11 protein-coding genes are annotated in these 14,927 nt (G+C 58.3%); 2 read left to right on the top strand and 9 right to left on the bottom strand.

Annotation, left to right across the window (positions count from 1 at the left end):
• Positions 1–15: 15 nt before the first annotated feature.
• Positions 16–1,353: an SGNH/GDSL hydrolase family protein gene (locus tag BLU28_RS10640; RefSeq protein ID WP_077985908.1), complete on the bottom strand. Its 1,338-nt coding sequence runs from the start codon at positions 1,351–1,353 to the stop codon at positions 16–18.
• A gap of 417 nt (positions 1,354–1,770) precedes the next feature.
• Between BLU28_RS10640 and BLU28_RS10645 the strand changes: the two genes are divergently transcribed.
• Both BLU28_RS10645 and BLU28_RS10650 read left to right on the top strand, forming a co-directional pair.
• Positions 1,771–2,919: a glycosyltransferase family 4 protein gene (locus BLU28_RS10645; RefSeq protein WP_077985745.1), complete on the top strand. Its 1,149-nt coding sequence runs from the start codon at positions 1,771–1,773 to the stop codon at positions 2,917–2,919.
• Positions 2,920–2,974: 55 nt separating this feature from the next.
• Positions 2,975–4,069, top strand: coding sequence for a glycosyltransferase family 4 protein (locus tag BLU28_RS10650; protein WP_044459173.1), 1,095 nt, complete (start codon positions 2,975–2,977; stop codon positions 4,067–4,069).
• On the opposite strand, the gene BLU28_RS10655 is transcribed toward BLU28_RS10650, so the two are convergent.
• The 8 genes from BLU28_RS10655 to BLU28_RS10690 form a co-directional block, all read right to left on the bottom strand.
• Entirely contained in the window at positions 4,070–5,275 is a 1,206-nt protein-coding gene (locus BLU28_RS10655; protein WP_077985744.1) for a glycosyltransferase family 4 protein, read from the bottom strand.
• 2 nt (positions 5,276–5,277) lie between these two features.
• Positions 5,278–6,807, bottom strand: a complete 1,530-nt coding sequence (locus BLU28_RS10660; protein ID WP_077985743.1) for an O-antigen ligase family protein — start codon at positions 6,805–6,807, stop codon at positions 5,278–5,280.
• Between the two features lie 73 nt (positions 6,808–6,880).
• Positions 6,881–7,558, bottom strand: coding sequence for a hypothetical protein (locus tag BLU28_RS10665; protein ID WP_077985742.1), 678 nt, complete (start codon positions 7,556–7,558; stop codon positions 6,881–6,883).
• A complete protein-coding gene (locus BLU28_RS10670) occupies positions 7,551–9,809 on the bottom strand; it encodes a polysaccharide biosynthesis tyrosine autokinase (RefSeq protein ID WP_077985741.1) in 2,259 nt (752 codons plus the stop codon). Before BLU28_RS10670 ends, BLU28_RS10665 begins: the two co-directional genes overlap by 8 nt.
• Positions 9,810–9,941: 132 nt before the next feature.
• The gene (locus BLU28_RS10675) at positions 9,942–10,799 is read right to left on the bottom strand and encodes a hypothetical protein (protein ID WP_022562974.1); all 858 of its coding nucleotides are present in this window, start codon (positions 10,797–10,799) and stop codon (positions 9,942–9,944) included.
• Between the two features lie 183 nt (positions 10,800–10,982).
• Positions 10,983–12,098 carry an acyltransferase family protein gene (locus BLU28_RS10680; protein WP_077985740.1) on the bottom strand — a complete coding sequence of 372 codons (1,116 nt, stop codon included), beginning with the start codon at positions 12,096–12,098 and terminating at the stop codon, positions 10,983–10,985.
• Positions 12,099–12,215: 117 nt separating this feature from the next.
• Positions 12,216–13,544 carry a hypothetical protein gene (locus tag BLU28_RS10685; RefSeq protein WP_077985739.1) on the bottom strand — a complete coding sequence of 443 codons (1,329 nt, stop codon included), beginning with the start codon at positions 13,542–13,544 and terminating at the stop codon, positions 12,216–12,218.
• A 46-nt stretch (positions 13,545–13,590) separates the two neighbouring features.
• A complete protein-coding gene (locus BLU28_RS10690) occupies positions 13,591–14,712 on the bottom strand; it encodes an acyltransferase family protein (RefSeq protein ID WP_077985738.1) in 1,122 nt (373 codons plus the stop codon).
• Positions 14,713–14,927 lie beyond the last annotated feature (215 nt).

Raw genomic sequence — 14,927 nt, forward strand, 5'->3', positions numbered from 1 at the left:
CCTTTCCTTTATTCTTCAGCCGGTGAGATTACCTTTCGGCAAATTTCCTTCCACCGCAATTATCCTTTGAAGGTAAAGCGGTGCATTGGACGTCGGGACACTATAGCCAAAGGCTGGGAGGACTCGGAGGTAGAAACTGTATCCGCTCGGATCGATGTCGGGATCCAGCGGAATTCCATTGGCTGTGGCCCACATCCAGCCGCTGTTATCGAGGATGCCAGCGTCTCCAAATTGCAAGGTGCCGCAGATGATCGTCCTGAGATCGCCCCCGCTTTTAGCAACCAAGTCTACAAAAGGAGTGCGTTGTCCTGCGCTGTTCTTATAGAGCACCGCAAAGGAGAGAGTCTTGCCGATCATCGCGGCCGCTTCTTCGTTGCGGAAATAATGGAAAAGCCCGCTGAACTCGCCGCCATTTGCTCGCAAGGCGAGGCTATAGGCGAAAGAGGGGGAGAAGGTGACCTCCGTGCTTTTGGTGGCAGAGGCTGACTCTGCAAGGGACCAGCCTGAAGGAGCGGGCCCGGACCATTCGGTGAAATCGCCGTTGGCGATCAGGTTGGTGGCGGATAGTTTTGGCCAGCAGGGGGTTTCGAAGCCGCTATTCGGCACTGACGCCAGATAGGCCGCGAACAAGGTTCTGGCGATGAGCGCCGAACCTGTGCTGCTGGGATGAATATTGTCGTTGTAAAGCGTGGCGTCCTTGCCGTTTGCGATAAATGCCGCATGGGTGTCCACCAGCGTCAGGTTCGGGTGCGCCCGGGCGACGTCCAGTATGGTGTGATAGACCTTGTCGTAGCCCGTTCCATCCTTCCAGGGGTTTTGGGTGGTGATGAGCTGTGCAGCGCCCGGCCAATGCCATTCGGTCATGCCCAGCGGCCCAAGCAGGGCAGCCCTTCCGGGGCTTCGAATGCCGCCGGGCGTTTCGAAGCTCTGCATATTATATCCGTGATGCATGATGCAAAGGTCGGGGCGTGGAATTTGCAGCGCCGCGATGCGCTGTTCGGCAAGCATGTAGCCCGGCCTGCCAACCGGCAGCGTTGCAAGATAGACAGTCAGCGTCGCGCCCGTGCCGGCGCGCAGTATAACCGGGTCGGCATAGGCCTTGGGACCCGTCGCGGCATGGGTCTGCCATTCCGCCCAGCGGTAAAGCACGACCTTGATATCATGCAGGCCGCCAAGCATGATGGCGAATTGCTGGAATGGCCCGTCGTCCGCATGGGCGGTGCTGTCGCCATTCACAAAGATCGTGGCGTTCTTGCCCGCAACAAGACGGGCCCGCAGGGGGGAGAACGCATCGACTGATCCCGCCATCGCCGTGCGGTTTTGTTGGGAAATGCCGAGCGATACGCCTATCATGCCGGCACCTCTTCCGTTCCGGTCATATATATGCATATCTTGTCTTCAAGCAGCATCATTTCGGTCTCCTTGTCTGCCCCTTGAGAATAACCTCGCGGTGAGGCCCGGGGAAAAACACAGGGAGCCGGACGCTGAATCGCAATAAAACTGCACGTCACGAATTTTCTTCGATTTCAACTAAAGCATATAAATAAAATAGATTTTTTATTTTATCTGGGTCGGATTTGTGATCCGCACGAAGGTTTGAATGTCACTTTTTTTCCGCGCGATCAAGTATTGTTATTTCTCAATTGCTGTCTCCGCCGAATATCCCGCCGCCACTGACGGAGGGGGCGGTCGTTCTGACCCCGACCCCGGTGATGCCCGCAAGACGGAGTGGTGCTATCCTTGGTGTCTGCATGCCGTGGAGCTCAAGGCATGACATCGGCGCTTTTCGTCAGCCACACGGGGGAAAAGGGCGGTGCCGAACTTTTTCTGGCGGATATCGTCAAGGCCGGGCCGCGCTCCTGGCGAGCCTGCTTCCTCAGTGGCGGTGGGGCAGCAGACGATCTGGCGGAATGCGGCAGGCCGCCTCTTCTGCTGTCTGCGGGAGAAAAAATGCTGTCGATCCGGCGGGATTCGTCGTTCGGTGCGATGCTGCGAGGGGCCCTCGATGTTTTGGCCGTTGCCTGGCAGCTCAGCCGTCAGGCAAAAAACCATGACGTGATCTGCGCCAATTCGCAAAAGGCGCTTTTTGTCTGCGCGTTGGCGGCGAAGCTCAGTCGTCGGCCGTTGATCTGGATCCTGCATGATATCGTCACCGACCCCGCCTTCAGCGCCGCAAACCGCCGCGCTTCGCTGACATTCTCGCGTCTTTTCGCAAGGCTGGTTGCCGTCAATTCGCAAGAGACGGGCAGGGCTTTTGTGAAGGCGGGAGGCGAGGAGGAAAAGGTCCGCATCGTCTATAACGGTTTCGACCCAGGCAAAGCGTCCGTTTATGACCCCGCAAGAGCGCAGCAATTGCGCAGGGAGCTCGGCCTTGGCCCACAGCCGCTGATCGGATTGTTCGGCCGGTTGAGCGAATGGAAGGGGCAGCATGTTTTCCTGGAGGCGATTGCTGCAATGGAGGGGGTCCAGGCCGTGATCGTTGGCAGCGCGCTTTTCGGGCAGGAGGCTTACGAAGCCCGCATCCGCACGCTGGCATCCAGTCTCGGTCTTGATTCCCGTGTCCGATTTCTCGGTTTTCGCCCGGATGTAACGGAGTTGATGGCGGCGATGGACGCGGTTGCCCATACCTCAGTTGTTGCCGAACCGTTCGGTCGTGTGGTGGTGGAGGCCATGATGTGCGGACGACCGGTTGTCGCCACCCGCGGCGGTGGGGTCACCGAGATCATCCGTGATGGTGAAACCGGCCTGCTTGTGCCGCCTGCGGATGCGCCGGCACTGGCCGCGGCGCTGGGCCGCATCCTGACGGACCCGACGTTGGCTGAAAAACTGGCGAAGAAGGGGCGGGAAGATGTGATGCGGCGTTTTTCGCTCGAGGAAACCTGCAGGACGATCTCCGCGCTTTTGTCTGAAGTAGCGTGACGTTGCGGTCTGCGACCGCTCACAGGCGGCAATCCCAAACGGGTGGAAGGTTGGAATGCGCATTCTCGTGAACATGCCGAGCCAGTATGGCGGGAAAGCTTCCGGCGTTGCCCGCGTAACCTTCAGCCTGCTGGAGCGGCTTCTGGAGCAGACTGATGATGATTATATCCTGCGCTCGCCCTGGACGCGGGCGCAATTGCCCGCGGAATTGCGCGACAGCCGCCTGCGGCTGATAGAGACGGCTCGGCCGCACATCATGGTGCTTGACGTGCTGCGGCAGGCCATGACGCTGCCGGTGCTTTGCCGCCGGGAAGGCATTGACGTGCTTTTTAATGCCGATCCTTTTGGCAGTCCGCTGGGCGGCAGGCGTCGGATCACCCTTGTTCACGATCTCTATTTCAAGACCATACCTGAACAGATTGGCTGGCGGGCGGCCTTGACCACCGATTTCATTTTTCGCCTCATGCTGGCCGGTTCGCACCGGATCGCGTGTGTATCCGACGCGACGCGAATGGATCTTGCGCGTTTTTATCCCGGCGCTGCCCGCAAGAGCGTGACCATTCATTCCGACAGCACGTTGAAGCTGGATGCAGGGGCCACGGCTGCGCCGCCGCCGATCGCGGGGCGTTATATACTGGCGGTTGGAAACGCGACCTCGAACAAGAATTTTGCCCTTCTGGGCAAGGCTTTTGCGCGATTGGGCCCGACGATGCCGGACCTGCGTATTGTCCATGTGGGCCGCGACGAGGCGGAAGAAATCGCCAACACGCTTGACGATCCGGGATTGAAGGCCCGGCTTATCCGGCTTTCAGGCATAGATGACCGGGAACTGGCGGAACTTTATCGTCATGCAGCCTGCCTTTGCGTGCCTTCCACTTATGAGGGCTTCTGCCTGCCGGTGCTGGAGGCGCAGCAACTGGGATGCCCGGTCGTCTGCTCCAATCGTTCTGCGACACCAGAAATTGCCGGTATGGGCGCGCTGACCTTCGATCCCTCGGACACCGATAGTCTCGTCGCAACTCTGGAGCGGCTCTTTCGCGAGCCGGCGCTTGCGGAGACGCTGCGCCAGGCGGGTTACGAAAACCGCAGCCTTTATTCCTGGGAAAAGGCGGCGGAGACATATGCGCAGCTTTTCCACGAGACGGCCTGACTATGCCGTGATCGGCCGCCGCAGATCAGCATAAAGTTTTTCATACGCGGAAATCACCCGTTCCGGCGCGACGCCTTGAGAAATCCGCTCTCTGGTTTGCGCCAACTCTGTGAGAACGGCAGGATTTTTCATGGCCTCGATCATACGGGCGGCAAGTTCGTTGGCATTACCTGGCGCAAAAAGGCGGTCCGGCCTGTCGCGGCCAATCTGTTCGGCAACTCCGGCGAGATTGGCTCCAATGACAGGGACGCCGCGCAAAATGGCCTCCGCTACCGTTCTGCCGAAAGCCTCCGGCCACAAAGGCGGCACGACGAGGCAATCTATGCCAGCAAAAAAACTGTCGGCCTCGACATATCCGGGAAAGTCGACGGGCAGGCCTGATGCCTTTCGCTTATAAGTTTCGATGCCGCCGGGCGCTCGACCGGCCATGGTCATTCGCCAACCTTGCGGGGGCAGGAGCCGCATGGCCCCGATAAGGAGATCGGCGCCCTTGGGTTCTTCGATACGTCCGAGATAACCGAAAACCAGCGGTTCTCCTGCAACACGGGCTTTGCGGGGGTTCAACGATTCTGGTTGCGCGATGGCGTTCCAGATTATCGCGCGGCGATTTTCAGGAACATGTGTGAAAAAACCCGCCTCCAGATGGCGTTTCAGAATGTCGCTGCCAACGCCGGTGACAGCATCCACCGCGCCTTGGCAGCGCCGGTGCAGACAGGACAAGGCCCGGCATTTTTTGCTCCTGCCATCGCAGATATGCCCTTCGTGAAACAGGGAGCCATTGGTGCACATGCTGGTGAAATCATGCAGCGAGTGCACAAGCGGAATACCGCGTCTGCCAATCATCGGCCAGATCAGCGGCGTCAGTTCCGAGAGGGAATGGGTATTGACCACATCCGGGCGAAAATCCTCAATGACGCGCGCCAGCCGCTGTACCAGCCGGGGATCGATCTGGACGGCGACCTTGTAATATTTGCGTTTCCATTCTGCTTGCCGCTCCCAATCCCCAATGAAAAAGGGCGTCGTATGTCCAAGCCGATGAATGGCGAAACCGTCTCGCAATTCTGCGGTCTGGCGCTCCCGGGAAATGGCGGCAACCGCGATTGTATGTCCTTTCCCAGCCAAACCCCGGGCAAGGTCTTCGACGAATATCTCCGCGCCTCCTACGCGGTCGGGAGAAAACAGTGATGTCACCTGCAAGATACGCATGTTTAAATTCCTGTGCCGGCGGCCGAGACGGAGGAAGCGGCATTGGCCGAAGTTTGTCTGCGCCGATCTGCTCCTGGTGGGTGCAGGCAAAGGGTGACGATGGGTGCGAGGAAAACGGCGTAAGCCATGGCGAAGCCCGGCACTTGCAGTGAAAAATCGAGGGACGAGTGCAGCGCCACCAGCAGCAGCCCGGCGAGGCCGAGATGCGAGGCATAACGATAAGTTTTGCGCCTGCGGGCCCCGCGAATGAAAATAAGCAACTGGCCGAACAGGAAAAATGCCGCATAAAACGGGAAAGCGGCTCCGAGGGTCAGCAAGCCCTCGGCATACACATTATGGGCATGGGTGACGACGGCATCGACGCCGCATTGCGCGGAATGATAGGGAGCGTAGGTTTCTGAAAAGCTGGCCAGCCCCGCGCCCAGGGGCCAGTTATCCGTTATCGCGCGTGCAATACCGGGCATATAGCAGAAGCGCATGTCGTCTTCGAGGCGTGTTTCCATACGCAGCGCTACACGATTTGCAAAAAGGGCGAAGAGGCCGATGGCGATGGCGAGCAGGATTGCTGCGCGTCGTCTGGAGCCGCGTCTTCTGCGCCGTGAGGGCGCGACATTCCGGCCGGGCCCGGGAGAGTTGAAAACGATGAGAAATATGAGCAAAAGCAGCGCCGCGAAACTGGACATGATGCCCGCGCGTGATCCCGTCAGCAACAGGGCGATGAAACAGAACCCGGTCAGAAGGCTGATGAAGGCGGCGTGGCGGATGAGGCGTTTTTGATCGCCCGGCACCGTCAGGCGGTTTGCCACAAGCGCTCTCACCCTTCCCCAATCCGGAGCCGCCAGCTTGTTATTCAGCAGCACCACAAGCGTGAGCAGGATAAGCCCGAAGAAAGTCGCCGCCGTATTGCGGTTGACGAAGAGTCCCGTCAGGCTGCCGAGATAAAAACGCTTTTGAATAAGGCCGAGCATATCGGGAAACAGGAGAAATTGCAGGATCGCGCCCAGCGAAAGCCAGCCGCCGGCGATTGCGAACCATCGCAGTGCTTTTGCCGCACGCTCGTCCGTATTACAGATCACGAGCCCGGTCATGAAGGCGCCAAAGGGCAAGGCGGCGCTCAGCAGGCCCAGCCAATCATCTGCCGGCGTGAGCGAGATCGTGGCCGCGGGTGCCACCTGCGTAAACATCGCTGCGGCGGACCAGGCGGGGTTGGGCGGCAATATGCCGTGCCTGGCGGATGTCTGAAGCAAGACCTGAAGTATCAGTGCGCCGAGCAGAAGACAGGCCGCTGCCAGGGCCTTCCCTATGGCGGGCTGGGGCGGGCCGAAGAGAGGCAGGGCGGCAAGGAGCAGCAGATAGGCGGCGAATGTGATGACGATCCGGCTTTCGGTGTCGGTTGCGCCGCGATTGAGCAAGGCAAGCAGGAATATGGTCCAGAAAGCGATCGTGACGATTGCCTGGGCGCGATGCAGAACAAATGCCGGCCGGGGCGGCGAGGATGACAGCAATTCCGGTGGAGCGTCGAGGGTCTGCATGATGTTCGGCTTTTGAGATCTGCTTGTTGTGGTGACGATGAACTAAAGAAAGGACTTGGCGCTTCCGTGTATCTCAGGGCCGTGGTTTGGCGCTTTGCATGCCGGTCCGAAGCTCCGGGGCGCAGACATGCCGCAACGACCATCGCAATATTTCTCCCTGCCTGCCGCAGACAATCGCGGTATCGGCTTCACGGGCCGCCTCAGCCTGCGGTAGGGCGCTTTTGGTAAATTGTTGCCAGATGACGAAGCGCCCGCGGATCAGATTGGCATCGGCGGGGCCATAAAGCTGGGAGAAATTCGTCAGCACGGCGATTTCCATGGCAGATGCGTTGCGCAACGAGCGAACCATGGCGAGGCGCAGCCAGACATCGCCATTGGCGGGAAGACACGACAGGGCGTGGCGCATATAGGTTTCGGCAAAACCGAGGCGCATGGCATCCGCTTCTGGCGATGCATCCCCGGCATGGGCGTCGATATCGGCAAGCACGAGCCGCATCCCGGCCTTGATGATATCCCAACGGCAGATTTTTTCGGCAATGACGGGCTGCAGACCCTCGACGGTTTTCGTCAGCAGATCGGGAGAGAGACCATTGTCCTCGTCGGCAATGCGCGCCAAAGCGATGATATCGGAAAATCGTCGTGTTTCGGAAAAAGCCTGGGCCGCGAGCAACAACACAAATAGCGAAACGATCAATACCGGCGTGACCGTCAGGACCCTGCGCAGGCTCGGCACGCCAGCGGTCCTAGTCATGATAATATCGCGTGTAGCGGGAATGATAATATTCGCTTGAACCGTAAGCCCGGTAAAGCTTGAGCTTCTCCGTGTCGACCTTGTTGAGAATGACGCCCAGACATTTCTTGCGGATTTGAACTTCGTTTTCGATGGTGTTGCGAACCGCCCGCCGTGCGGTTTTGCCCCATTCCGTGACGAAAACGAAGCCATCGATCCGGCCGGCCATCGCCCGCGCATCAACAACGGGGCCAAGTGGCGGCAGGTCGACGATGATGTAATCGAAGGCCCCGCTTGCCTCGGCCAGCAGGCGGTGCATCTGCGCGGAAGTCAGGAGTTCCGAGGAGTGCGGGACACGCTGCTTGACGACCGTGGGCAGGAAAGCAAGCCGAGTCTTTTCATCATGCACAAGCGCATCGCGGATGGAGCGACCTTCCAGCAGCACTTCAAGCAGGCCTGCTGTCGCGTGGCGGGCAAGGGCGCGGGTGGCGCCCGGGTTGCGAATATCCGCATCGAGCAGCAGCACCCTTGCGCCCTGTGCGGCCAGAAGCTGCGCGAGATTGATGGAAATTGTCGATTTTCCCTCACTCGGCAGGGCGGAGACGACGCCGACGACCCTGGCGCCGTTTTTTGCCGCTATGCCGAGATCGATCGCCAGCCGCGTGCTGCGCAGTGTTTCGGCGAAGGAGGAGAGCGGGTGGTCTACGGCATAACGGGCAACGCCGGTGGGGCGCGTGACGGTTGGGCCGCCATCTTGCCCTCTCGGTTCCGTGTCTGTGGCCAGCTTGTTCGGCACAAGCGGTGTATTGCCCAGAAATTCCAGGCCAAGCACGTCGCGGACCTGCTCCCCCGTGCGAAAAAAGCGATCGCGGAATTCGCGGAACATGGCGACGCCGCCGCCCGCGGCCGCGCCCATGATCATGAACAGCGCCAGAATGAGCGCCTTGTTCGGCTTGCTCGGCGTTCTCGGCGGTACGGCCTTGGAGATCACGCGCGCTTCCGTCACCGGGAAGGACTGCTGCTGCATGGCCTCCTGATAACGCTGCAGGAATGTCTGATACATGTTCTTGTAGGTTTCCGCCTCGCGCTGCAATTCGCGAAGCTGAACCTGCGTCTCGCCAGCGGAGTTGCTGATATTGGTGGCCTTGGCGACGGTTTCGGCCAGGGATTTCTCCCTGGCTTCGGAAACTTCCAGATCGCTCTTATAACTTTGCGCGATACGGCTGATTTCCTGGAACATCAGCCTGCGATATTCCTGCATCTCGTTGCGCAGACGCACCGCCTGCACATGGTTGGCGCCCAGCCGGCCGGTGATCTCGGCTTCGACCTTCGAGGATTCGAGATATTTCTTCCGCAGGTCGTTTGCGACTGAACTGTCGAGAATATCCGTCACGACCGCATCGACATCGTCGGTGGCGAGGATGTGTTCGATACGTTGCACTCTTGCCCGCGCCCTGGCGGTTTCCGATTGCGCCAGGATAAGCGCGCTGTTCGACTCCGCCAGCTGCTGGTCGGAAAGCAGCCCGTTATTGCCGGTCGAGATCAGGTTATGCTCAGCACGGAATTTCTGGACGGCGAGGTCGGTGTCGAGCGCCCTCTGGCGCAGTTCGGCAATGCGATCGGACAGCCAGTCGCTCGCCCGCCTCGTTGCCTCATATTTGGAGTTCAGCTTGTCCACCAGATAGGCTGCGGCGACCGCGTTGACGATCTGCGCTGCAAGGACCGGCGACGTCGAATTATAGGTGAGTTCCAGCGCATAGGTCCGGCCGATACGCTTGACGCTGAGACCCTGCAGCAACCGGTCCGAAAGACCCCTTTTCAGGGTTCCGTCATCCACTACCGCCTCTTTTGTCGCCGGCGCGAACCATTGCGATACGTTGACAAGTGAGCGGATGGTGCTCAGCACGGAGCTTAGGAACGAGGCGCGTGTCGCCCTGAATTCCTGGTTTTCCGTCAGGTTGAGGCTGTCGACCACGGCGAGGCCGATGGTTTCCGATTGCAGCACCTCGACCTGGCTGAGAATGGACGCCTCGTCCTCGATCACGCCCCCGATCGTCGAAAGCTGTTCGACAACCTGGCTGTTGTTGCGGTCTATCAAAAGGGTTGCAGTAGCCGAATAGATCGGAACGGCTGTGGCTGCGAAAGCAAGGCCGATTGCCCCGGCAACGGCGACGGCCGCCAGCACGATGCGCCACTGACGGCGAACTGTCGCAAGTGCGGCATCTATATCGATAAAGTCAGCCGTAAAGCCGTTTTTATCGAAATCGGCCATCGTCAGTGGATCGTGCCTTTGCAACAACTGTCAGCCTCGCTTTTTTAGGCAGGCACAGGGCCTGCCAAAGTCCCGGTTGCATCACGTTTCGGGCGATCGCCGCTCCCGTAGGGATCGGCAAGGCCGGACCTGTTAAACGGGGCTGGTGCTGACCGGCGTACTGGTGCTGCCGGTGGAAAGCGATCTGCCACGGCCGGCAGGCGCGCCTGTTCCACCGGACTGCGCGGTACCCGCCCCGGTCTGGCCGCCCGCCGAACCACCGACGCTGTTGCCGCTCGCAGGAGTGGAGCCCGCGCCGCCGATCGGCGAGGCGGCTGCTGCGGCCGCGGGTGCTGCTGCCGCAGCCGGGCCGGCCGCGGTTCCTTCAATGTTTTCGCTGAAGGCGATCAGCAGATCGGAAGGTACGCCGGCGCCCTTCGTCTGCAGCTGAATGGCGGCCGCAAGGATCGTGTTGTTGTTCTGCATCGCCGCGGAATAGGCAAGCGCCAGACCTTCGCCCACCACTTCCGAGAAATCCTTGTTGCCGACCTTCTGTGCCAATGCGACGACGGCGGGCAACTGGCTGGAGTCGCTCAGTACAAGTGCGGAAATCTGCTCGGAAAACTGCGCGGCACTGGTGGAGACGGCGATGATCGGAAATCCGCCCGTCACCTTCGCCGCCAGCTCGGCCGTGGCGGCATCGGTGCTGGAAGCGACGGCGATCAGATCCCTGACCGTTGGCGACGTCGGAGACTGTTTGAACGCTTCAGCGGCGGCAAGGGGAACCATGTCCGGACTGGTCGTGTTCACCCGCCCCAGAAAGGCGGCGGTGCTTTCATCGGGGGATTTGACCGGTGCGCCTGTCGCCACGCTCTGGGCGGGCGCGGCCTGCTGCTGCGGCGCGCCTGGCGCAGGTTCGACATTCTGTGCATGGGCTGAGGCGGAAACTATAACCGTGCCGATAATCAATATCGCACAGGTGAGCGCCGAGCCATTAAGAAGGCGAGACATCACAACTCTCCAAATTTTTAAAATACGACTTTAATTACGCGCAACGCCGATATGGTTATTCAGCACTTAAAATGTTCTTCTTAGATCGCATAGGCTAGGCGGCGGATCAAGTGCTAAAATACTCTGGGCGCAGTAACTCTGAATACAATTAACGGCTGCCTTCACCGACTCCCATGTTCACCATCAAGACGTGACCGTTTTTGCCCGCCGCGTCTTAAACTGGCTTCTGAGCCATTCTGTTGTAGGCTTCTCTACGAAGAGGTGAAAGAGGTGTGCGATGGTGATCGTTATTCCGATAACGGAAATATAGATGGCGCTACTCCATTGCTGTTGAATCTCCACGACGTTGAGAATCCCCTTTAAAACTAGAAAAATAAACGGGTGAAGCAAATAAAGCGCATAAGAGGAGTCTCCGAGCGCCGAAATGGGCCGCGCGAAACGAGGCAGACCGATCTCTCGTGTCAACGTGGCTGCAGCCATCAAAAGAAAGGCACCGCCGCCGAGAACGGAAAGGCGAGGAAAGGAATAGAAACCAGGGTTACCATAGGATTCGAAAATGCGCAGATCTATGAGGCTCCAGACGGCCAGCCCGCAAAGGCCGACCGCAGCGCCGATTACCGGGTTGAGGCTGACCCCTCTAAGGTAGGCGACGGCCAGGAACATTCCTCCAACAAATTCGAGAACGATGGGTTGAAGCCAAAAGCTGAACGGCAACGCCACATTGAAGAACAAGCCCACTAGGACGCCACTGACCAAGGCCGCCGCCACATATAAAACGGCACGTTCCATTGATAGAACGATGAACAGTGCGAATATTGCGTAAAAAAACATCTCGTAGTTCAGTGTCCACCCAAGATCGAGTATTGGGAACGGATACCTATCGCCATATCCCATGCTGTCATAAGGAATGAAGAAATAAGACGTGAGGATAGACTCGAGTGACGGGAAGGACTTAATACCGAGAATGGCCGCTGCTGCCAGTGCTACAAGGCGCAAGGTAAGAGCGAACCAGTAAAGGGGGACAATGCGTATAAGTCTACGGAGCAGAAAGGCCGATCTGCCCCCTGATTTCGTGAAATAGGACTGGGAAGCATAGACGATTACAAAACCGGAGATGACGAAAAACAAGTCGACGCCGGCGCCCAACTTCTCCGTTGGCAGCGGAAAAAGAGAAAAGTTCCAGTTGGCATGGGCATGCAGCGCAACGACCATCGTGGCCGCCACCGCGCGCATCAACTGAAGGGTATCGAGGCGTCTTGATCCGCCTACAAAAGACGTTTGAGATATTTGCGTTCTCATCTTTCTACAAATTTATAAAAAATTATGACGCTCATAAGAGTAAAAAACATGGAGCTACTATCATGCCAAATAGCAGTTTCATGCAATGCACAAAATCCGGCGCTACAACATTTTCGTTCAAAAAACTTCCAGCACCGTCAACTGGTCGCTGACGGCAAGCCGATATTGCCCGCCTTCCTGCGGAATAACGCGCTGGATAACGGAGCCGTCGTCCTGAAACCGGTGGGCAATCACCTGGCTGTGTGGACCGGTAACGATAAAGCTTGCTGCACGTTCGGCTGGCGGGTTTTCGATCTGCGCCGGCCATTGCCAGCCCGATATTGCAAGCCACACCGGCACAAGCAGCGCGCCATCCGGTCGCGACAGTCTCAGGGAAACACTTTCGGAGGCGCTTTCGATGAATTCGAGCTGGCATTGCGTGGGCGCGGTCTGGCGTCTTGCCGTCAGGAGCGAGAGCAGGGCGCGAACCGCCTCATAGGCGGCGGTGCGGCTCAGATCGTGGCGCAGCAGGCCGAAGGAGGACTCGGGATTGGTGTCATCCTGGGCGAAGCTTGACACCATTTCATAGATATATGTCCGGCGGATACCATTGATGAAGCACCACAGGAGCGTGCGCGGCATGTAGCGCGCCCTTATTCCTTCGGTGACAGGAAAATGAAAGCTCTGGGTCTTCAGGGCGCTATGGTAGCCGATTTCGGTGGCGAGCGTCGGCCTGCCCGCTGCTATGTGCGCGGAAGCGGCAAGAGACTTCGAGAGGGCGCCCGGCCCGGTCGTTTCGGGGTGTTCCATCCCCGCATAGGGATGAATATTGCCATATTGGCAAACCTTGGTGAGATCAAACGCCAGCGCCCGGTTGCTGAGGACATAGCTTGGCGCGGCAAGGGGAATTTCCCTGAGCGCGGGGTTTGCGCGGATCGCGTCGTGCAATGCCGTCTGATGTTGCGCCGAAAGGCGCGGCGCATTTTGCGGATCGGACGTAAGCACGGGTTCGTTGCTGCCTTCGAAAACCTCGATGCCGCCATCGCACCAGTCGTAGAAATCCACGAGCCTGTCCAATGGCGTGCTCAGATAGGGGTTGAGATCGTCAAAACAGATGACGGTGAGGCGCAGGCCTGACGCAACGATCTGGCGCAGCCGCTTAAAGGAGGCGCTTTCCCGGCGGTCTTCAGGAAAGATGATGCCTTCGTCGCGTAAATGGCGCACTCCGAGAGCCTTGAGTTCCGGAAGGATGTGGTCGAATTGTTCCGGATAGACACCACGTGTGCGGGTGAAATGGCCGCACACTCCGACGCTGTCCAGAAATGCCTCGGTATTGGCAGAAAAATCGGCTTTGACCTGCGCCGGTGCGGCACGCAGACCACCGGCTGCGGCGAAGGCGAAAGAGGCTGCAGACAGCAATGTGCGTCGCGTCATGGAGCGAGCACCGACAGGCCTGTTTTCTTTCATCAACATCTCCTGCCGTTATTCGTGCTGACTATGTTCCTATCTCAATTTAACGGGCCAAGGTTGCACTTAAATGTCTGCGGGATGCCGAATTGACGACATTCTCTCCCCAGGCGAGCACGGGTGCTAAAACAAAACGATTGGCGGCCAGGCCGCATGTGATGGCCAAGAGGACAGAAATAGCCATAACGATGGATGGGGACAGCGATGTATTGGCTGGCGTAAACCCGATCCTGTCGAGAGCCGCATAGACGGACGGATGACACAGAAAAATGGCGTAGCTTGCACCGCCGAGGGGCGCCAGCCGATTGAGGACAGGCCTCTTCATCGCCGAAACCGCAAGGAAAACCGTCATGCCTGTGCCGTAGCTGATGGCGTAGCGATACCAGGTCTCCTCGAAGCCGTAGTCATGCGAATAGGCCAGGAGGCAGATGGGGAGAAGCATTGCGTAGAAAGTGCCGACCGCAATCCAGGCACAATATCGACTGTCGCGGTTGCGCCCGGCATCTGACGCCTTCCACAGCGATGCCAGAAAGCACACACCCACCATCAGCGGCAGGGCAACCGGCATCTTGATGCCGAGCTTGTATCTTACGAGGGAGAGAATTGCCGCAAAACCAAAAAGCGCAACTGTTGCAGCCGTCACCACCCGCAAATCGGCTGCTCGTCCCATCAGGAACAGCAGCACGCACAGCGCGTAAAAAGTCAGATTGATCTGCAGGGTCCAGTAGAGCCCCATGACATTTTCTGTCATGAAAAAGCCCTGCAGCATCGTGGCGTTGATGGCGACGACATGGGCCGGGAATATCTTGCCGGGGTCATCCCAGGGCAGCAGCACGCCGAAAAAAAGTGACAGCCAGTAGGCGGGATAAAGATGGAAAAACCGATGCAGTACAAAGGCGGTAAGCGGTTTCCGATACCGCATGGCGGCACTTTGCAGCGATGAGAGAATGAAGTAACCGCCGAGCGCGAACAGCACGATCACGCCGAATTTGCCGACATCGAGAAAAACCTTGGTGACATCGAAAAGGGCCCGGGTCACTCCATCAGTATCGCCACGATTGTGCATCTTCAGCGCCAGATGAGAATAAGCAACGCAAACTGCGGCAAGACCGCGCAACATGTCGAGATTGTAGTTTCTCGGAAGCTTTCCGCTACTTTGAGAAGACATGGGAATCCAAATTTTCTAAAATAAAATAATAAGATCAATGGTGCAGCGGCGGGGCTGCATATTGTTATGTTTTATATTCGAATATAATTAGCAACGGAGATTCTTTTTTGCAATACGGCATGAATTCCGCGGCGCCGCAAAAAAATCACTTGAAACGGCGGTGTTTTCGGTGCTCTTTAAGCCCGATATTCTGATGTTGATTTTTTAAATTGTTA

The organism is Agrobacterium pusense, from assembly GCF_900102105.1.
Taxonomy (GTDB): Bacteria; Pseudomonadota; Alphaproteobacteria; order Rhizobiales; family Rhizobiaceae; genus Agrobacterium; species Agrobacterium pusense.

Excerpts from the sequence above, each read along its gene's own strand:
- BLU28_RS10640 (WP_077985908.1), bottom strand. The coding sequence starts at position 1,353 with ATGATAGGCGTATCGCTCGGCATTTCCCAACAAAACCGCACGGCGATG.
- BLU28_RS10645 (WP_077985745.1), top strand. The coding sequence starts at position 1,771 with ATGACATCGGCGCTTTTCGTCAGCCACACGGGGGAAAAGGGCGGTGCC.
- BLU28_RS10650 (WP_044459173.1), top strand. The coding sequence starts at position 2,975 with ATGCGCATTCTCGTGAACATGCCGAGCCAGTATGGCGGGAAAGCTTCC.
- BLU28_RS10655 (WP_077985744.1), bottom strand. The coding sequence starts at position 5,275 with ATGCGTATCTTGCAGGTGACATCACTGTTTTCTCCCGACCGCGTAGGA.
- BLU28_RS10660 (WP_077985743.1), bottom strand. The coding sequence starts at position 6,807 with ATGCAGACCCTCGACGCTCCACCGGAATTGCTGTCATCCTCGCCGCCC.
- BLU28_RS10665 (WP_077985742.1), bottom strand. The coding sequence starts at position 7,558 with ATGACTAGGACCGCTGGCGTGCCGAGCCTGCGCAGGGTCCTGACGGTC.
- BLU28_RS10670 (WP_077985741.1), bottom strand. The coding sequence starts at position 9,809 with ATGGCCGATTTCGATAAAAACGGCTTTACGGCTGACTTTATCGATATA.
- BLU28_RS10675 (WP_022562974.1), bottom strand. The coding sequence starts at position 10,799 with ATGTCTCGCCTTCTTAATGGCTCGGCGCTCACCTGTGCGATATTGATT.
- BLU28_RS10680 (WP_077985740.1), bottom strand. The coding sequence starts at position 12,098 with ATGAGAACGCAAATATCTCAAACGTCTTTTGTAGGCGGATCAAGACGC.
- BLU28_RS10685 (WP_077985739.1), bottom strand. The coding sequence starts at position 13,544 with ATGAAAGAAAACAGGCCTGTCGGTGCTCGCTCCATGACGCGACGCACA.
- BLU28_RS10690 (WP_077985738.1), bottom strand. The coding sequence starts at position 14,712 with ATGTCTTCTCAAAGTAGCGGAAAGCTTCCGAGAAACTACAATCTCGAC.